Source organism: Lysobacter sp. cf310, assembly GCF_900114355.1.
In the GTDB taxonomy this organism is placed as follows: domain Bacteria; phylum Pseudomonadota; class Gammaproteobacteria; order Xanthomonadales; family Xanthomonadaceae; genus Lysobacter.
In genome coordinates, this window is record NZ_FOSS01000001.1 from 232,973 (window position 1) to 248,502 (window position 15,530).

Consider the following 15,530-nt stretch of genomic DNA (forward strand, 5'->3'; position numbering starts at 1 on the left):
TGACGCTTCCCCCTGATGATCGGTTTTTTCCGCCGCAAGAAGCCCGAAACCCCCGCCAGCGAACCCCGCCTCAGCACCGAGGAACTGGCCGCCGCATTCCCGTCGGCGCCCGCCGAGGCGCCTGCTCCTGCCGAGCCCGTCGCGGTCGAGCCGGTCGTGGCCGAGCCGGTCGCCGCGGCCGTCGAACCGGTGCCGGCCGAAGTGATCGCCGCCGCGCTCGAGGTCGACGCCGACGTCGCCCAGGCGGTGGCGGCCGAACCGGCCACCCCGCCCGCCAGCGCCGGCAAGCCCGGTTGGCGCGAGCGCCTGCGCGGCAGCGCGTTCGCGCGCAGCCTGGGCGGCCTGTTCTCGCGCAATCCCAAGCTCGACGACGATCTGCTGGACGAGATCGAAACCGCGCTGATCACCGCCGACGTCGGCGTGACCGCGACCACCCAGCTCATCGAAAGCCTGCGCCGGCGCATGAAGGCGCGCGAGTTCGCCGACGCCCCGGCCCTGCTCGCCGCCCTGCGCGCCGACCTGATCGCCCTGCTGCGCCCGGTCGCGCAGCCGCTGCGCATCGACGCGGCCGCTCGCCCGTTCGTGCTGCTGACCGTGGGCGTAAACGGCGTCGGCAAGACCACCACCATCGGCAAGCTCGCCAAGCGCTTCCGCGACGAGAACCGCGCCCTGATGCTGGCCGCCGGCGACACCTTCCGCGCCGCCGCGGTCGCGCAGCTGCAGGCCTGGGGCGAGCGCAACGGCGTCCCGGTGATCGCCCAGGGCCAGAACGCCGATGCGGCCTCGGTCGCGTTCGACGCGCTGCAGGCGGCCAAGGCGCGCGGCACCGAAGTGCTGATCGCCGACACCGCCGGCCGCCTGCACACCCAGCAGGGCCTGATGGCCGAGCTGGGCAAGATCAAGCGGGTGCTGCAGAAGGTCGACCCCGAGGCGCCGCACGAAGTGCTGATGGTGATCGACGGCACCACCGGCCAGAACGCCTTGTCGCAGCTGCGCCAGTTCCATGCCGCGGTCGGCGTGACCGGCCTGGTGGTGACCAAGCTGGACGGCACCGCCAAGGGCGGCGTGGTGTTCGCGCTGGCGCGCGAGTTCGGCATACCGATCCGCTACGCCGGCATCGGCGAGCGCGCCGAAGATCTGCGCGTGTTCGACGCCGAGGCCTTCGTCGACGCCTTGCTGCCCGAAGCGCTAGGCGCCTGAGCCCGGCCGCCGGCGCGCGCATGGTCGCCGACACCGCCAATACCGCCGCCAAACCGGCGCCGCCGCGACGCGCGCGCCGCGGCTTGCTCGCGTTCGCCGTGCTGGGCTTGCTGGCCGTGCTCGCGCTGCTCTGGGTCTCGCGCCCGAACCGTGCCGCCGCGCTGATCCTGGATCGCGCCGGCGCCGCGCTGGGCCTGGAGATCAGCGCCGCCGGCGTCAGCGAGTACCGCCTGCGCGGCACCCCCATGCTGCTGGTGCGCGAGGTGATCGTGCGCGAACCCGGCGCCGCCACGCCGCTGCTCAGTGCGAAACGCATCCAGTTGTCGCTGCCCTGGTCGACCCTGCGCAGCCGCGGCGATCAGCTCACGGTCGAACGCATCGAACTCGACGCGCCGCTGTTGGATCTGCCGGCGATGCAGCACTGGCTGGCGAGCCGTCCGCCGTCGCCGCAAACCCGCATCCCCACCCTCACCGACGGCCTGCGCATCGTCGACGGCCGCATCGTCAATCACGACTGGCGCATCGAGAACATCCAGGCCGAGCTGCCCGCGCTGTATCCGGATCGTCCCGTGCGGGCGCGTCTGCGCGGCCGTTACCTGGACGCGCCGATGGCGATCCCGTTCGATCTCGCGGTCGCTTTGTCGCGGCCCGCGCCGGCGGCCGGGCTGGGCGCCAACGGCCGCATCGCGATCGAGCAAAGCGGCTGGCGATTGCCGGCCACGGTGGCCCTGTCCGGGCCGCTGCGCATCGGCGACGACGAACTCACCATCGTGCCGGCGCTGCTGGGCGCGGCGGCCAGCTACGAATCCGGCGACACCCGCCTGCCGTTCGCGCTGGGCCTGCACGGCCCGCTCAAGTTCGACGAGGCGGTGTGGTCGCTGGAACCGGTGGCGCTGGCGCTGCGCGCGCGCGGCGACGCCGGCAATCCCATCCCCAGCCTGGACGCGACCGGCGCGCTCGCGCTGGGCCGGCGCCTGGTGCTGCAACTGGACGGGCAGCTCGCGCAGTGGCCGCAGGCCTGGCCGGCGCTGCCGACGCCGCTGGACGACGCCTCCGCGCCCTTGCCGTTCGAACTGCGCTACGTCGGCCGCCCGGATCTGTCGGAGACCATCGGCCTGCGCCTGAGCCGCGGCCAGACCCAGGCCGACAGCGAGTTCCGTGTGCCCGCGGTGCTGGCCTGGATCGACGCCGGCGAACGCGGCGCACCGCTGCCGCCGCTGCGCGCCAAGCTGCGCACGCCCAAGCTGGAAATCTCCGGCGCCACCCTCGAAGCGGTCGAGATCGAACTCGGCGACGAGGACCTGCCGTGAGCCGCGCCGCGCGCGCCAAATCCGCCGCCGTGCCCGTTGCCGCGGGCGCGGGCGTGGATGCATTCGCGAGCCGACTGCTGCGCTGGTTCGACGTCTGCGGCCGCCACGACCTGCCCTGGCAGCATCCGCGCACGCCGTACCGGGTGTGGCTGTCGGAAATCATGCTGCAGCAGACCCAGGTCAAGACCGCCGCGCCCTACTTCGAACGCTTCGTCGCCGCCCTGCCGACCCTGCCGGAACTCGCGGCCGCACCGCAGGACCAGGTGCTGGCGCTGTGGTCGGGCCTGGGCTACTACGCCCGCGCGCGCAATCTGCACGCGGCCGCCCAAGGCTGCGTCGAGCGACACGGCGGCGAGCTGCCGCGCGATCTCGACGCACTCACCGCCCTGCCCGGCATCGGCCGCAGCACCGCCGCGGCGATCCTGTCGCAGGCCTGGAACGACCGCCACGCGATCCTCGACGGCAACGTCAAACGCGTGCTCAGCCGTTATCACGGCATCGACGGTTATCCCGGCCTGCCGGCGGTGGAGAAACAGCTGTGGGCGCTGGCCGAACGCCACGTCGCCAGTCCCGATCTGCCGGACACGCGCCTGGCCGATTACACCCAGGCGCAGATGGACCTGGGCGCGACCCTGTGCACGCGCGCCGATCCCGCCTGCGTGCTGTGCCCGCTACAGGACGACTGCGTCGCCCGCCGTGAAGGCCGGGTCGCCGAACTGCCCACGCCCAAACCCGGCAAGGCCGTGCCGCAACGCCATGCGCAGGTGCTGTGGCTGCAGGACGCGCAAGCGCGCGTGCTGCTGCAGCGGCGACCGCCGGTCGGCATCTGGGCCTCGCTGTGGACGCTGCCGCAAGCCGAGGACGCCGCGGCGGCGCAAGCCTGGTTCGCCGCGCACGCGCATGGCGACTTCGCAGCCGCCCAGCGCCTGGCGCCGATCGCGCACGCCTTCAGCCATTACAAACTGGAACTGCAGCCGCTGCGCTGGCGCGGCATCGCCCTGCGCGACGCGGTGGGCGACAATGACGCACTGCGCTGGGTCGCGCGCGCCGAGTTGTCGGAGCTGGGCATTCCCGCGCCGATCCGCAGACTGCTGGAAAGCGACGCCTGACGCGCGCGCGTTCGAATCCGGCCTGCTCCACCCTTTCACGCCCGCGGCTTGCGCCGCGAGCCGCCAATCAGGAACTCCGATGCCACGCACCGTCCATTGCGAATACGAACACCGCGACACCGACGGCCTGGACTTCGTGCCCTGGCCCGGCGCACTCGGCAAGCGCGTGTACGCGCATATCGGCAAGACCGCCTGGGCCGCCTGGCTCGCGCATCAGACCATGCTGATCAACGAGAACCGGCTGTCGCCGTTGGACCCCAAACACCGCGCCTTCCTGGAAGCGGAGATGGAGAAGTTCCTGTTCGCCGGCGGCGCCGACAAGCCGGCCGGCTACGTGGCGCCGGAGAGCTGACCGGCGCCGTGACCCGGCTTACTTGCCGTCCTGCGGCGTGACGCCGTCGTCGCGGCTTTCCGGCATCGAGCCGGCCGAACGCCGGTCGCGCTGCGCCTGCTTGATCGCCTTGACGTCGAGCGGACGGATCTGGCCGATGTGGCAGGGGAACGGCAGCGCGCCCTGGCCCAGCACCATCACCTTGTCGAAGCGCGCATAGACCCGCCCGGCCTGATTGCTGACGGTGATCGCCGAAGCGAAGTCCAGGTCCGAGCAGCGGCCCTGCAGTTCCAGCAGATAGGCCTGGTTCGGCCGCGTCCACACCGCCAGCGCGCTGTCGCCCAGCGGGGTCCAGCCGTCGAGACGGCCGTAGTACTGGAACGCGGGCACCGGCTCGCCGGCGTGGGCGCGATACAAGGCCAGGCGATCGGCGTCGCGCATCTTGGGATCGGTTGCGCACGCGCTCATCGCGAACAGCGTCAGCGCGGCGGATACTGCGTAGAGAATGCGTTTCATGACGGCTCCTGTTTGGGGCGTACAGTCCATGCCTACGAGTCCATGCCTAAAGGCCTGGCACCATCATGCGCCGCCGCTGGCACGCTGCGCGGGTCCCCGCGCAAACCGTTCAGCGCACATGCGGCTTGCCAGATCGTCCGGCGCTCCGTATCATGCCGCTCCTCATCACGGCCTGCCGTGAAATGGCCGGGTAGCTCAGTTGGTAGAGCAGGGGATTGAAAATCCCCGTGTCGGGGGTTCGATTCCCTCCCCGGCCACCATTTCGCAAGCCTTGAACCGTCAACCCCGCATGGCGCCCGCCCTGCGGGGTTTTCTGTTTGTGGGGCCCGGACCGGCCGGTGGCTCCGATTTCGCCGGTCGCGCCCCATCCCCTACCCGGCCGGCGCTCTCGCAACGACTGCCCCCTACCGACAGACCGTCCGCGCGCATCGCGCATGCGGGCCCGGACCTGCGCAGCGGCCAGCCGCGGCGCGCCCGTCGACAGGGCGATCAGGCCTCCGGACGGGATCGCGATCTGCCGCGCAGCAGGCGGAACAGCCGCGCTAACAGATACAGCGCGAGCGACAGCACTGCGGCGATCGCCAGTAGGCTCCACTTGGACCAGAACAACGACGGGTCGACCCAGGGCGTCGTGTAGATGTACAGGTCCCCGTTCTGCAGCACCCGCAACGGCATCTTGCCGGGCACCAGGTAGTGACTGGCGTAGCGGTAGGTCGCGGTGCCGGCCACCATCTTGCCCAGTTCGCTGTCGATCAAACTCACCCAGGCGCGATCGAAGTGCGGATCGCCGTGGGCGCCGAGGTAACGCGTGTTGGCATCGGTCAGCGCCAACAGGCGGTCGACATTCGCCTTGTAGATCGGCAGATCCGACTGCGGCGTCATCGCCACGATCCCGCCCAGGTGCTGGTAGACGTGGTCGCCCGTGAAGGCGAGATTGCGCACGCGATCGACCAACACCACGCTCTCGTTGGTATGGCCCGGCAGGTTGTACGCCGACAGCCGGCGGTCGCCGAGATCGATCGTGTCGCCATCCTTGACGAAGCCCGCGACTTTCAGCGGCGGCGGAACCGCGCCGCCGCTCTCGAGCGCGCCGATGGTGTAGCGGCCGTTGTCGATGCGTGCGCGCAACTCCGGCCGGTCGACCAGGGTGACGCCGTCTTCGAAGCTAGCCGCATCGCCGGTGTGGTCGTAATGGTGGTGCGACAGGATCAGGGTGATGGGTTTGTCGGTCAGACGCCGCGCCACCTCGCGCATGGATTTCGATCCCGCGGGCCGCTCGCCGCAACCGGCGTCGAACATGATCGCGCGCGTGCTGCCGACGATCAGATAGGAGGTGTTGTACTGCTCGGATTTCGGCTCGTTGATGGCGAACGTCCGCGCATCGATCGCTTCGACCGCGTACCAGCCGTCGATCATCCTGGAGGCGGGCGCATAGTTCTGCCCTGGCCGGAGGTCGCCCCAGATATCCTTGGAATCGACCAACTGTTCGGCGCAACCCAGCAGCAGGCTGCCGATAAAAGAAGCGGCCAGGAGTCGCCACGCGCGCATTAGGTCACCGTTCTTGTGGAAGATTCAAACATCGTTGGCACCGCCTTCGGAAACAGGACGCGGCCGTCATCCGCAATGAATCGCAAATCGCGGCGGCCTGTCCAGTTTTCGCGACAGGCCTTCGGATCGGATGTGCCCGCCGAACCCGCTGCGCTACGCCTGTGATGTGCCGGCTGGCACGAGACACCCGCCAGCCGGCCCTCGGATCGAAGCAGCCCCAGGCACTTATCCACAAGCGGTGTGCGCCGCCGACGCGCCGCACGGGCGCCTGCATCAATTTCGGGCCCCGCCTCGTATAGGTCTGCATGGCTCCCACCCTGCGAGCGCCCATGGCCCATCTTCCCCGCCTCGTCGGGCGCATCGCGCTCCTGTGCCTGCTGTGCTGCGCCTGTGGCGCGGCCGGTGCGGACGACGTGGAGCGCTACGACGGGCTGGCCTACGCCCGCGACGGCGCCCGCCTGCTCTACCGGGAAACCCATTGGCGCTATGCCGACGCCAAGGTCGCGCAGCGGCTGGTGCTGTACCGCTGCCCCGACGGCCAGGCGTTCGCACGCAAGCGCGTGATCGACGGCGCCCAGGCCGAAGCACCCAACTTCGACTTCAGCGATGGCCGCGACGGCTACCGCGAAGGCGTGCGCGGCCGGGGCGGCGGGCGCGAGGTCTATGTGCAGGACGACGCGCGCGCGCCGCTGCGCACGCGCGCCCTGAAGCTGCCACGCGACGCGGTCATCGACGCCGGATTCGACGCCATGGTGCGGGCACGCTGGGACACGCTCTCGCAAGGCCGCTCGATCGCGATCCCGTTCCTGCTGCCCAGCCGTTTCGACTTCCTCGACCTCAAACTCGCCGCGACCGCGCCCACGCGCGTCGACGGCCGCCCGGCGCGGCGCCTGCGGATGTCGCTGGATCGCTGGTACGGCTTCGCCATACCGGCCGTCGAACTGACCTACGCGGACGCGGATCGGCGCCTGCTCGAATTCCGCGGCATCGGCACCGTCCGAGACCGTCGCGGCCGCCCCCTCGACGTGCGCATCGCCTTTCCCGCCGACGCCGTCGCCCGCGACGCGACCCGCGCCGAAATCGAGCGCGCGGCCGCCATGCCCCTGGTCCGCAGCTGCGGCGCGGGGTCGCCCTCGGTATGAGGCGCGCTCTCGTCCCCCAAGGCCTGGCCACCGCCCCGCCTTCACCGCGAAGCCGGCGCCGATGGCCTATAGTCGCGCCGCCCCCGTCCGCGCACTGCGGCCGCATGTCGCCCGGCGATGCGGTTATCGCCGCGGCTCCGATCCGCTTGGTATCCACAGGTGCAGGAATGCCCGAGTCCCCGCAACGTCAGCGCACACCGGAAAGCGAACGTCTGGACGGTCTGTTGAGCGACGTCGCCGACGGCGACACCGGCGCGTTCGAGGCGCTCTACCGCGCCACCTCCGGCAAGCTGCTGGGCGTCTGCCTGCGCGTACTGCCCGATCGCGCGGAAGCCGAGGACGTCTTGCAGGAGGTTTACGCCAGCGTCTGGCGCAAGGCCGTGCAGTTCGATGCCGGACGCGCCAGCGCGATCACCTGGCTGGCGATGGTCGCGCGCAACAAGGCCATCGACCGCGCGCGCACGCTGCCGGCGCCGCAGCGCATGGCCCCGATCGAACTGGCCGACGACATCGTCGATCACGCCGCCACGCCGCTGCAGCAGGCCGAGGCCGCGAACGACCAGAGCCGTCTGGAAATCTGCATGCAGCGGCTGGAGGCGCGCCGGCGCGCGCTGATCCGTACCGCATTCTTCGACGGCGCCACTTATGAAGAACTGGCGGCCCGGATCGGCTCGCCGCTGGGTTCGGTCAAGAGCTGGATCCGGCGCGGTCTGAGCCAACTGCGGGCGTGCCTGGAATCATGAGCGCCCAAGACCCCCGCTTCGACGACGAGACCGGGCCGGAGCCACCCGATTCGGATGTGCACGCCGGCGAGTACGTGCTGGGCGTGCTCGATGCGCAGCAACGTAGGCAAGCGCAAGCGCGCATCGCCGCCGACCCGGAGTTCGCGCGCGCTGTGGCGGATTGGGAGCGGCGCCTGGCCACCCTGCTGGACGAGATCGCACCGGTCGACGTACCGGCGCACCTGTGGCCGCGCCTGCGCACGCACCTGGGCTTGTCGCCGGTAGGCGAGCAACCCCGAGGGGTCTGGCAGAACCTCGGCTTCTGGCGCGCCGCGACCGCGGTCGCCGCCGCGGCGGCGCTGGCGGCGCTATTCGTGGGCCGCGTGCCGCAGACGCCAACGCCGACGCCGCCCGCGACGCCGCCTATCGCGGTGGAGCCGGCCGAGCAGGCCAAGCCGGTCACCACCCTGGCCCACGACGACGGCTCGCCGGGCTGGCTGGCCTCGCTGGACATCAAGCAGGGCAAGGTCCTGATGGTGCCGGTGCCCGCGCCCGCCGACGCCCAAGGCCGCGTGCCCGAACTGTGGCTGATCCCGGCCGGCGAAGCGCCGCGCTCCCTGGGCCTGGTCTCGATCGACAAGGCGCATACGGTCGCCGTGCCCAAGGACCTGCTGCGCGCGCTCAAACCCGGCTCGACCCTGGCGATCACCCTGGAACCGGCCGGCGGCGCGCCGCGAGGCATCCCCACCGGCCCCATCGTCGCCAAGGGCGGTCTGCAGACGATCTGACCGCGGCGGTGCATCCGCCGCGGGCGTGGCCCCGTACCTCCTGATGACACGCTCATCGGGAGAGTTCCATGCCGCAGCCGCCGTCCACGTCTTCCACCGCCAGCGCCGTAGCGTCGGACACGCCCGCGCCCCGGCGTCGCTGGTCGGTGTTGTGGCGCTGGATCGATACCAGCGCGGGCGACGACGGCGACCCGCACAATCGCGAGGAGCGCATCGACTGGCTGCGTGCCTCGCCGTTTCTGGCCATGCACCTGGCCTGCGTAGCGGTGTTCTGGGTCGGCGTCTCGCCGATCGCGCTGGTCGTGGCGGCGGCGCTGTACGCCTTGCGCATGTTCGCCCTGACCGCGTTCTATCACCGCTACTTTTCGCACCGCACGTTCCGCACTTCGCGCGCGGTGCAATTTTTGTTCGCCCTGATCGGCGCCTCCTGCGTGCAACGCGGTCCGCTGTGGTGGGCCGCGCATCATCGCAACCACCATCGCCACACCGAGACCGCGCTGGATCCGCATTCGCCCCGCGTGCACGGCTTTCTCTGGAGCCACGTCGGCTGGTTCCTGACCCCCCACGCGTTCCGCACCGATCTGACGCGCGTGCCCGATCTGGCGCGCTATCCGGAACTGCGTTGGCTGGACCGCTACGACACCGCGGCGCCGGTGGCACTGGCCGCCGCGCTGTACGGACTGGGCGCGCTGCTGCAGCGCTACGCGCCGGACCTGGGCACCAGCGGCGGCCAGATGCTGGTCTGGGGTTTCTTCGTCTCGACCACGGTGCTGTTCCACTGCACGGTGACGATCAATTCCCTCGCCCATCGCTACGGCACGCGCCGCTTCGACACCGCCGACGACAGCCGCAACAACGTCTGGCTGGCGCTGATCACCTTCGGCGAGGGCTGGCACAACAACCATCACTTCTTTCCCGGCACGGTCCGGCAAGGTTTCCGCTGGTGGGAAATCGACCTGACCTGGTACGTCCTGCGCGCGATGGCGGCGCTGGGACTGGTGCGCGACCTCAAGCCCATTCCGGCCTGGGTCGCGGCCAAGGCGCGGGGCTGAGCGATGCGCATCGCGGTGATCGGATCGGGCATCGCCGGCCTGGCTTCGGCCTGGCTGCTGTCGCGCCGGCATGACGTGACCCTGTTCGAGAGCAACGACTATTTCGGCGGGCATACCCATACCCACGATATCGAGCTGCATGGCCGCCGCTACGCCATCGACAGCGGCTTCATCGTCCACAACCCCCGCCACTATCCGCTGCTGACGCGGATGTTCGGCGAACTCGGGGTGGCGACACAGGCGACCACGATGAGCTTCTCGGTGCGCAACGAAGCCAGCGGGCTGGAATACAACGCCTCGACCCTGGACGCGCTGTTCTGCCAGCGCCGCAACCTGGCATCACCGCGCTTCCTGGGCATGGTCGCCGACCTGCTGCGCTTCTACCGGCAGGCGCCGGCGCTGCTGGACCGCGAAGGCGACGGACCGACGCTGGGCGAGTATCTGTCCGAGCACCGCTACGGTGCCGCCTTCCGCGACGAACATCTGGTGCCGATGGCATCAGCCTTGTGGTCAGCGCCGAGTTCGGCGGTGCTGGCGTTTCCTGCGCGCTATCTGGTCCGCTTCATGGCTAACCACCAGATGCTGCAAGTCGCCGGACGCTCGCAATGGGCGGTGGTGCGCGGCGGCTCGGCGCGTTACGTCGATGCCATGCGCGCCGGCTGGCGCGTGCGCGAACGCCTGGGCTGCGCGGTACGCGCCCTGCGCCGCGACGCCGAAGCTGTCGAGATCGAGAGCATCCACGGCAGCGAGCGTTACGATCACGCCGTGCTGGCCTGCCACAGCGACCAGGCCTTGGCCCTGCTCGCCGACGCCGATCCACGCGAGCGCGAGATCCTCGGCGCGATTCCCTACCAGGCCAACGAAGCCCTGCTGCACACCGATGCCGCGGTGCTGCCGCGCCATCGCAAAGCCTGGGCCGCATGGAACGCCTGCGTGCCGCGCGACCCCGGCGAGGCCTGCACCGTCAGCTACTGCATGAACCTGCTGCAGGGCATCGACTCGCCCGAGCCGTTCGTGGTCACCCTCAACCGCAGCGCCGCGATCGATCCCGCGCGCGTGCTGCGCCGGCTGCGGTACGCGCATCCGGTCTACAGCCACGCCTCGGTCGCCGCGCAGGCGCGCAAGTCCGAGATCCAGGGCCGCCGCCGCACCTGGTTCGCGGGCGCGTACTGGGGTTGGGGCTTTCATGAAGACGGCATGCGCAGCGCGGTCGAGGTTGCGCAAGCCTTGGATGCGCCCTGGGTAAGCTCGGCGACGGCCGCCGTCGACAGTGCCGTCGGTGCGCCGGTCATGACGGAGCTGGCCGCGTGAACGGCGCAGACGCGCCCCTGCACAGCGCGGTTTACGAGGGCGTGGTGCGTCATCGCCGCTTCCGTCCGCATGCGCATCGGTTCGAGTACCGCATCGCCCAGCTCTATCTGGACCTGTCCGAACTCCAGCGCGTGTTCGCGGGGCGGCGGTTGTGGTCGCTGGACCGACCCAACCTGGCCGAGTTCCGTCGCAGCGACTATCTCGGACCCGCCGCGCTGCCGCTGGACGAAGCCGTGCGCCAACGCGTCGAACAAGTCAGCGGCCGTCGTCCGCTCGGACCGATCCGCCTGCTCACCCACCTGCGCTATGCCGGCTACGTCTTCAACCCGGTCAGCTTCTACTACTGCCACGATCCCGATGGCGCGCTGGAATGCGTGCTGGCCGAGATCACCAACACCCCCTGGCGCGAGCGCCACACCTATGTGTTGCCGGTGGGCGAGGCGCGCCGGCGCGGACGCGCCCTGAGCTGGGGCTTCGACAAGCGTTTCCACGTGTCGCCCTTCATGCCTATGCAGCGCCGCTACGACTGGCGCTTCACCTCACCGGAGCGCGATCTGCACGTGCGCATGCAAGTTCACGACGCGGCCGGCGTCGAGTTCGACGCCGGCCTGCACCTGCAGCGCCGCGCCCTGGACGCCGGCGCACTCGCGCGCGTGCTGTGGCGCTACCCGCTGATGACCGCCAGCGTGGTCGGCGCGATCCATTGGCAGGCGCTGCGGCTGTGGCTGAAGCGCAACCCCGTTTACGCCCATCCCGATTTGCAGCGAGGACCGCCATGAACACCACCGCATCCGCACTCCAGCGCCCGGCCGCGGGCTACGGCGCCGGCACGCGCTTCCTGCGCAAGCGTTTGCTCGCCCAGATGCGCGGCCTGGAACACGGGCGACTGGTGCTGGAGGACGCGCTCGGCCGCGTCGAGTTCGGCCCGCCGGCGGAACAGCGGCCGCAATTGCAGGTGCGCCTGAGCGTGCGCGACCCGCGCTTCTACCACGCGGTCGCCGGCAACGGCAGCGTCGGTGCGGGCGAGGCGTATATGGAAGGCTATTGGGACTGCGACGATCCGGTCGCGCTGATCCGCTTGCTGGTGCGCAATCGCGAACGCCTGGACGGCATGGAGCGCGGTGTCGCGCGCCTGGGCGGGCTGGCGATGCGCGCCTGGCATGCCCTGCGCCGCAACACCCGCGCCGGCAGCCGCCGCAACATCGCCGCCCACTACGATCTCGGCAACGAGTTCTTCGCCCTGTTCCTGTCGTCGGACCTGATGTACTCCTCGGCGGTGTGGGAAGGCGACGAGGACACCCTGGAAGCCGCATCGGCGCGCAAGCTCGATCTGATCTGCCGCAAGCTCGAACTACGGCCGGGCGACCGCGTGATCGAGATCGGCAGCGGCTGGGGCGGTTTCGCCGTGCATGCGGCGCGCCACTACGGCTGCCACGTCACCACCACCACGATCTCGGGCGAGCAATACGCGTTGGCCCAGGCGCGCGTGGCCGAGGCCGGCCTGGGCGATCGCGTCGAAGTGCTGCGCCAGGATTATCGCGATCTGCGCGGGCAGTACGACCAGCTGGTCTCGATCGAGATGGTCGAGGCGATCGGCGCGGCCAATCTGGACAGCTACTTCGCCCAGATCGGTCGGCTGCTGCGCCCCGGCGGGCGCGCGCTGGTGCAGGCGATCACGATCGAGGACCACCGCTACGCGCAGGCCCTCGCCTCGGTCGACTTCATCAAGCGCCACGTCTTCCCAGGCAGCTTCATACCGTCGATCGCCGCGCTGCTCGCGGCCAAGGCGCGCAGCAGCGATCTGGCCCTGATCCGCCTGGACGACTACGGGCGCTCCTACGCGCGCACCCTGCAGGCCTGGCGCCAGCGCTTCCTCGCCCAGCTCGCGCAGGTCCGCGCGCAAGGCTACGACGAGCGCTTCATCCGCATGTGGGAGTACTACCTGGTCTATTGCGAGGGCGGTTTCCGCGAAGCCTCGATCGGCGTCGCCCAGATGCTGTTCGCGCGCCCGGGGCCCGAGCGGGACGACCGTCGCGAGGAGACGCCGTCGTGAGCTTCTGGAGCAATCTGATCGGTTACCAACTGGTCTGGTTCGCCGCCGTGATCGGCGCCGGCCGCGGCACGCCGTGGCCGGGCACGATCGCCGCGGCGCTGTTCGTCGCCTGGCAGCTGTCGATGCCGGGACGCGCGCGCGAGTGGCGGCTGGTCGTCGCGGCCGTGGTCGCGGGTGGCTTGGTCGATGGCGGGCTGGCCGGCTCGGATCTGGCGGTCTACGCGGCGGCCCAGCCTGCGCTACCGCCCGGCGGCGCTCCGCTGTGGATCCTAGCGCTGTGGTCGGCGTTCGCCCTGACCCTGGCCCAGTCGCTGTCGGTCCTGCGCAGGCGCGCGTGGCTGGCGCCGCTGCTGGGCGCGGTCGGCGCGCCGCTGGCTTACCTGGGCGCGGCGCGCGGCTGGCAGGCCGTGACCTTCGCCGCCCCGATCTGGCCCGCCGTACTGGCCCTGGCCATCGGCTGGGCGGTGGCACTGACCCTGCTGGCGCGCTTGGCGCAACGCATGCAAGGCGGCGACGACGCGGTCACCGCACCGGTGTTAAGGAGAGAGCGATGAATCCATGGTGGCCGCTGGCGATGGTATGGCTGGGCGCCGCGCTGGCGATGAGCGCGGGTTGGCGTTGGCAGCGCCGGCGCGAGAACGCCGGCATCGTCGATGCGATCTGGGCCGCCGGTGTGGGCGGCGGCGCCGTGCTGCTGGCCGCGCTCGGCGATGGCGCCATGCTGCCGCGCGTAGTGCTTGCCCTGCTCGGCGGGGTCTGGGGCCTGCGTCTGGCGCGCCACCTGTGGCGGCGCGTGCGCGACGAAGAAGAAGACGGCCGCTATCGTCATCTGCGCGCGCACTGGCAGGGCCATCAGGGCAAGTTCTGGCTGTTCTTCCAGTTCCAGGCCGCGCTGGTGGTGCTGTTCGCACTGCCGTTCGCGGCGGTGGCGCGCAACCCGGTCGGCGAAGCCACGTTGTGGTCGGCGTTGGGCGTGGCGATCTGGCTGCTGAGCGTGACCGGCGAAACCATCGCCGACCGTCAGCTCGCGCGCTTTCGCGCCGATCCCGGCAACCGCGGCCGCACCTGCCGTGCCGGCTTATGGCGCTACTCGCGTCATCCCAACTACTTCTTCGAATGGACCCACTGGTTCGCCTACGTCGCCCTGGCCGTGGGCTCGCCCTGGGCCTGGCTGGCCTGGAGCGGGCCGGTGGTGATGTACGTGTTCCTGCGCTGGATCAGCGGCGTGCCGTACACCGAAGCGCAGGCGCTACGCACGCGCGGCGACGACTACGCCGCCTATCAACGCAGCACGCCGATGCTGATTCCCTGGTTTCCGCGCAACGACGCACACGACAAGAGGACCGCCCCATGAACCGCAGCGCCGTCGCCGACGAACTCGAACACGACCGGCCCGCCGCGGGCGTGCTGGGCTGGGCCGAACGCGGCCGGGTGCCGGACGCGCTGCTGCGCGCCGGGATCCGCCGGCTGTGCGCGCAACGTCTGCGCGAAGAACGACGCGGCGGCCTGGAACCGCGCGCGCATCGCTACCAGCAGCGCATAGAGCAGCTGCGGCGCAGTCCGGTGGCCATCCATACCGACGTCGCCAACGCCCAGCATTACGAACTGCCGCCGGCCTTCTTCCAACTGTGCCTGGGGCGCCGCCTGAAGTACTCGGGCTGCTACTACGCGCGCGGCGACGAGAGCCTGGACCAGGCCGAGGACGCGATGCTGGCCCTGTACGGCGAACGCGCCGAGCTGCGCGACGGTCAGCGCATCCTCGAACTAGGATGCGGCTGGGGCTCGTTGACGCTGTGGATGGCCGAGCGCTATCCCAACGCGCGCATCACCGCGGTGTCGAACTCACAGGCGCAGCGCACGCATATCGAAGCCCAGTGCCGCCAACGCGGCCTGTTCAATGTCGAAGTGCTGACCCAGGACGTCAACCGGCTGGAGCTGCCCGAGAACCGCTACGACCGTTGCGTGTCGGTGGAGATGTTCGAGCACATGCGCAACTACGAGCGGCTGATGCGGCGCATCTCGCGCTGGCTGACGCCGGGCGGCAAGCTGTTCGTGCACATCTTCGCCCATCGCGAACTGCTGTATCCGTTCGAGACCCAGGGCGAGGACAACTGGATGGGTCGGCATTTCTTCACCGGCGGGCTGATGCCGGCCGCGGACACCCTGCTGTGGTTCCAGCGCGAGCTGCGCATCGAACAACGCTGGCAGGTCGATGGCCGCCATTACGAACGCACCGCCAATCATTGGCTGCGCAACCAGGACCAACGCAGCGCGGAGGTCATGACGGTGCTGGGCGACGCCTACGGCGCCCAGGCCGGGCTGTGGTTCCAACGCTGGCGCATGTTCTGGATGGCCTGCGCGGAAATGTTCGGTTACGCCGACGGACAGGAATGGCTGGTGGCGCACTACCGATTCGTACGCGATCCCTCCACTTGAACGCCGCGAGGC

The 15,530-nt window shown here is 70.4% G+C and carries 16 protein-coding genes and 1 tRNA gene; 15 read left to right on the plus strand and 2 right to left on the minus strand.

Annotated elements, in window-relative coordinates; translation table 11 throughout:
• Positions 1–15: 15 nt before the first annotated feature.
• From ftsY to BMZ45_RS01030, 4 genes are all read left to right on the plus strand, one after another.
• Positions 16–1,200, plus strand: a complete 1,185-nt coding sequence (gene ftsY, locus BMZ45_RS01015) for a signal recognition particle-docking protein FtsY (RefSeq protein ID WP_091631445.1) — start codon at positions 16–18, stop codon at positions 1,198–1,200.
• Positions 1,201–1,220: 20 nt separating this feature from the next.
• Entirely contained in the window at positions 1,221–2,510 is a 1,290-nt protein-coding gene (locus tag BMZ45_RS01020) for a hypothetical protein (RefSeq protein ID WP_091631447.1), read from the plus strand.
• A gap of 29 nt (positions 2,511–2,539) precedes the next feature.
• Positions 2,540–3,619, plus strand: coding sequence for an A/G-specific adenine glycosylase (mutY, locus tag BMZ45_RS01025; RefSeq protein WP_175488957.1), 1,080 nt, complete (start codon positions 2,540–2,542; stop codon positions 3,617–3,619).
• 79 nt (positions 3,620–3,698) lie between these two features.
• Positions 3,699–3,971, plus strand: a complete 273-nt coding sequence (locus BMZ45_RS01030) for an oxidative damage protection protein (protein ID WP_056181800.1) — start codon at positions 3,699–3,701, stop codon at positions 3,969–3,971.
• A gap of 18 nt (positions 3,972–3,989) precedes the next feature.
• Here BMZ45_RS01030 and BMZ45_RS01035 read toward each other — a convergent pair whose 3' ends face one another.
• Positions 3,990–4,466, minus strand: coding sequence for a DUF6491 family protein (locus tag BMZ45_RS01035; protein WP_091631448.1), 477 nt, complete (start codon positions 4,464–4,466; stop codon positions 3,990–3,992).
• A 184-nt stretch (positions 4,467–4,650) separates the two neighbouring features.
• On the opposite strand from BMZ45_RS01035, the gene BMZ45_RS01040 reads away from it, so the two are divergent.
• Positions 4,651–4,726, plus strand: a tRNA-Phe gene (locus tag BMZ45_RS01040).
• 229 nt (positions 4,727–4,955) lie between these two features.
• Here the strand turns inward: BMZ45_RS01040 and BMZ45_RS01045 are convergent.
• Entirely contained in the window at positions 4,956–6,014 is a 1,059-nt protein-coding gene (locus tag BMZ45_RS01045) for an MBL fold metallo-hydrolase (RefSeq protein ID WP_091631450.1), read from the minus strand.
• Between the two features lie 329 nt (positions 6,015–6,343).
• On the opposite strand from BMZ45_RS01045, the gene BMZ45_RS01050 reads away from it, so the two are divergent.
• The 10 genes from BMZ45_RS01050 (at position 6,344) to BMZ45_RS01095 (ending at position 15,518) form a co-directional block, all read left to right on the plus strand.
• Entirely contained in the window at positions 6,344–7,156 is an 813-nt protein-coding gene (locus BMZ45_RS01050; RefSeq protein WP_091631452.1) for a hypothetical protein, read from the plus strand.
• Positions 7,157–7,323: 167 nt separating this feature from the next.
• Positions 7,324–7,899, plus strand: a complete 576-nt coding sequence (locus BMZ45_RS01055) for a sigma-70 family RNA polymerase sigma factor (protein WP_091631454.1) — start codon at positions 7,324–7,326, stop codon at positions 7,897–7,899.
• Positions 7,896–8,666 carry an anti-sigma factor gene (locus tag BMZ45_RS01060; protein ID WP_091631455.1) on the plus strand — a complete coding sequence of 257 codons (771 nt, stop codon included), beginning with the start codon at positions 7,896–7,898 and terminating at the stop codon, positions 8,664–8,666. Before BMZ45_RS01055 ends, BMZ45_RS01060 begins: the two co-directional genes overlap by 4 nt.
• A 68-nt stretch (positions 8,667–8,734) precedes the next feature.
• Entirely contained in the window at positions 8,735–9,718 is a 984-nt protein-coding gene (locus tag BMZ45_RS01065) for an acyl-CoA desaturase (protein WP_091631457.1), read from the plus strand.
• 3 nt (positions 9,719–9,721) lie between these two features.
• Complete coding sequence (locus tag BMZ45_RS01070) at positions 9,722–11,029, plus strand: NAD(P)/FAD-dependent oxidoreductase (protein ID WP_091631459.1); 1,308 nt, start codon at positions 9,722–9,724, stop codon at positions 11,027–11,029.
• A complete protein-coding gene (locus BMZ45_RS01075; RefSeq protein WP_254776496.1) occupies positions 11,026–11,808 on the plus strand; it encodes a DUF1365 domain-containing protein in 783 nt (260 codons plus the stop codon). The genes BMZ45_RS01070 and BMZ45_RS01075 overlap by 4 nt, the downstream gene beginning before the upstream one ends.
• A complete protein-coding gene (locus BMZ45_RS01080; RefSeq protein ID WP_091631460.1) occupies positions 11,805–13,082 on the plus strand; it encodes an SAM-dependent methyltransferase in 1,278 nt (425 codons plus the stop codon). The genes BMZ45_RS01075 and BMZ45_RS01080 overlap by 4 nt, the downstream gene beginning before the upstream one ends.
• On the plus strand, positions 13,079–13,636 hold the full coding sequence (locus tag BMZ45_RS01085; RefSeq protein WP_091631462.1) for a DUF2878 domain-containing protein: 558 nt from the start codon (positions 13,079–13,081) through the stop codon (positions 13,634–13,636). Before BMZ45_RS01080 ends, BMZ45_RS01085 begins: the two co-directional genes overlap by 4 nt.
• Entirely contained in the window at positions 13,633–14,436 is an 804-nt protein-coding gene (locus tag BMZ45_RS01090; RefSeq protein WP_091631464.1) for a DUF1295 domain-containing protein, read from the plus strand. Before BMZ45_RS01085 ends, BMZ45_RS01090 begins: the two co-directional genes overlap by 4 nt.
• Positions 14,433–15,518, plus strand: a complete 1,086-nt coding sequence (locus BMZ45_RS01095; RefSeq protein WP_091631465.1) for an SAM-dependent methyltransferase — start codon at positions 14,433–14,435, stop codon at positions 15,516–15,518. The genes BMZ45_RS01090 and BMZ45_RS01095 overlap by 4 nt, the downstream gene beginning before the upstream one ends.
• Positions 15,519–15,530 lie beyond the last annotated feature (12 nt).

Bases quoted from the DNA above. Each gene is read 5' to 3' on its own strand.
- ftsY (WP_091631445.1), top strand. From the start codon at position 16: ATGATCGGTTTTTTCCGCCGCAAGAAGCCCGAAACCCCCGCCAGCGAA.
- BMZ45_RS01020 (WP_091631447.1), top strand. From the start codon at position 1,221: ATGGTCGCCGACACCGCCAATACCGCCGCCAAACCGGCGCCGCCGCGA.
- BMZ45_RS01030 (WP_056181800.1), top strand. From the start codon at position 3,699: ATGCCACGCACCGTCCATTGCGAATACGAACACCGCGACACCGACGGC.
- BMZ45_RS01035 (WP_091631448.1), bottom strand. From the start codon at position 4,466: ATGAAACGCATTCTCTACGCAGTATCCGCCGCGCTGACGCTGTTCGCG.
- BMZ45_RS01045 (WP_091631450.1), bottom strand. From the start codon at position 6,014: ATGCGCGCGTGGCGACTCCTGGCCGCTTCTTTTATCGGCAGCCTGCTG.
- BMZ45_RS01050 (WP_091631452.1), top strand. From the start codon at position 6,344: ATGGCCCATCTTCCCCGCCTCGTCGGGCGCATCGCGCTCCTGTGCCTG.
- BMZ45_RS01055 (WP_091631454.1), top strand. From the start codon at position 7,324: ATGCCCGAGTCCCCGCAACGTCAGCGCACACCGGAAAGCGAACGTCTG.
- BMZ45_RS01060 (WP_091631455.1), top strand. From the start codon at position 7,896: ATGAGCGCCCAAGACCCCCGCTTCGACGACGAGACCGGGCCGGAGCCA.
- BMZ45_RS01065 (WP_091631457.1), top strand. From the start codon at position 8,735: ATGCCGCAGCCGCCGTCCACGTCTTCCACCGCCAGCGCCGTAGCGTCG.
- BMZ45_RS01070 (WP_091631459.1), top strand. From the start codon at position 9,722: ATGCGCATCGCGGTGATCGGATCGGGCATCGCCGGCCTGGCTTCGGCC.
- BMZ45_RS01080 (WP_091631460.1), top strand. From the start codon at position 11,805: ATGAACACCACCGCATCCGCACTCCAGCGCCCGGCCGCGGGCTACGGC.
- BMZ45_RS01090 (WP_091631464.1), top strand. From the start codon at position 13,633: ATGAATCCATGGTGGCCGCTGGCGATGGTATGGCTGGGCGCCGCGCTG.
- BMZ45_RS01095 (WP_091631465.1), top strand. From the start codon at position 14,433: ATGAACCGCAGCGCCGTCGCCGACGAACTCGAACACGACCGGCCCGCC.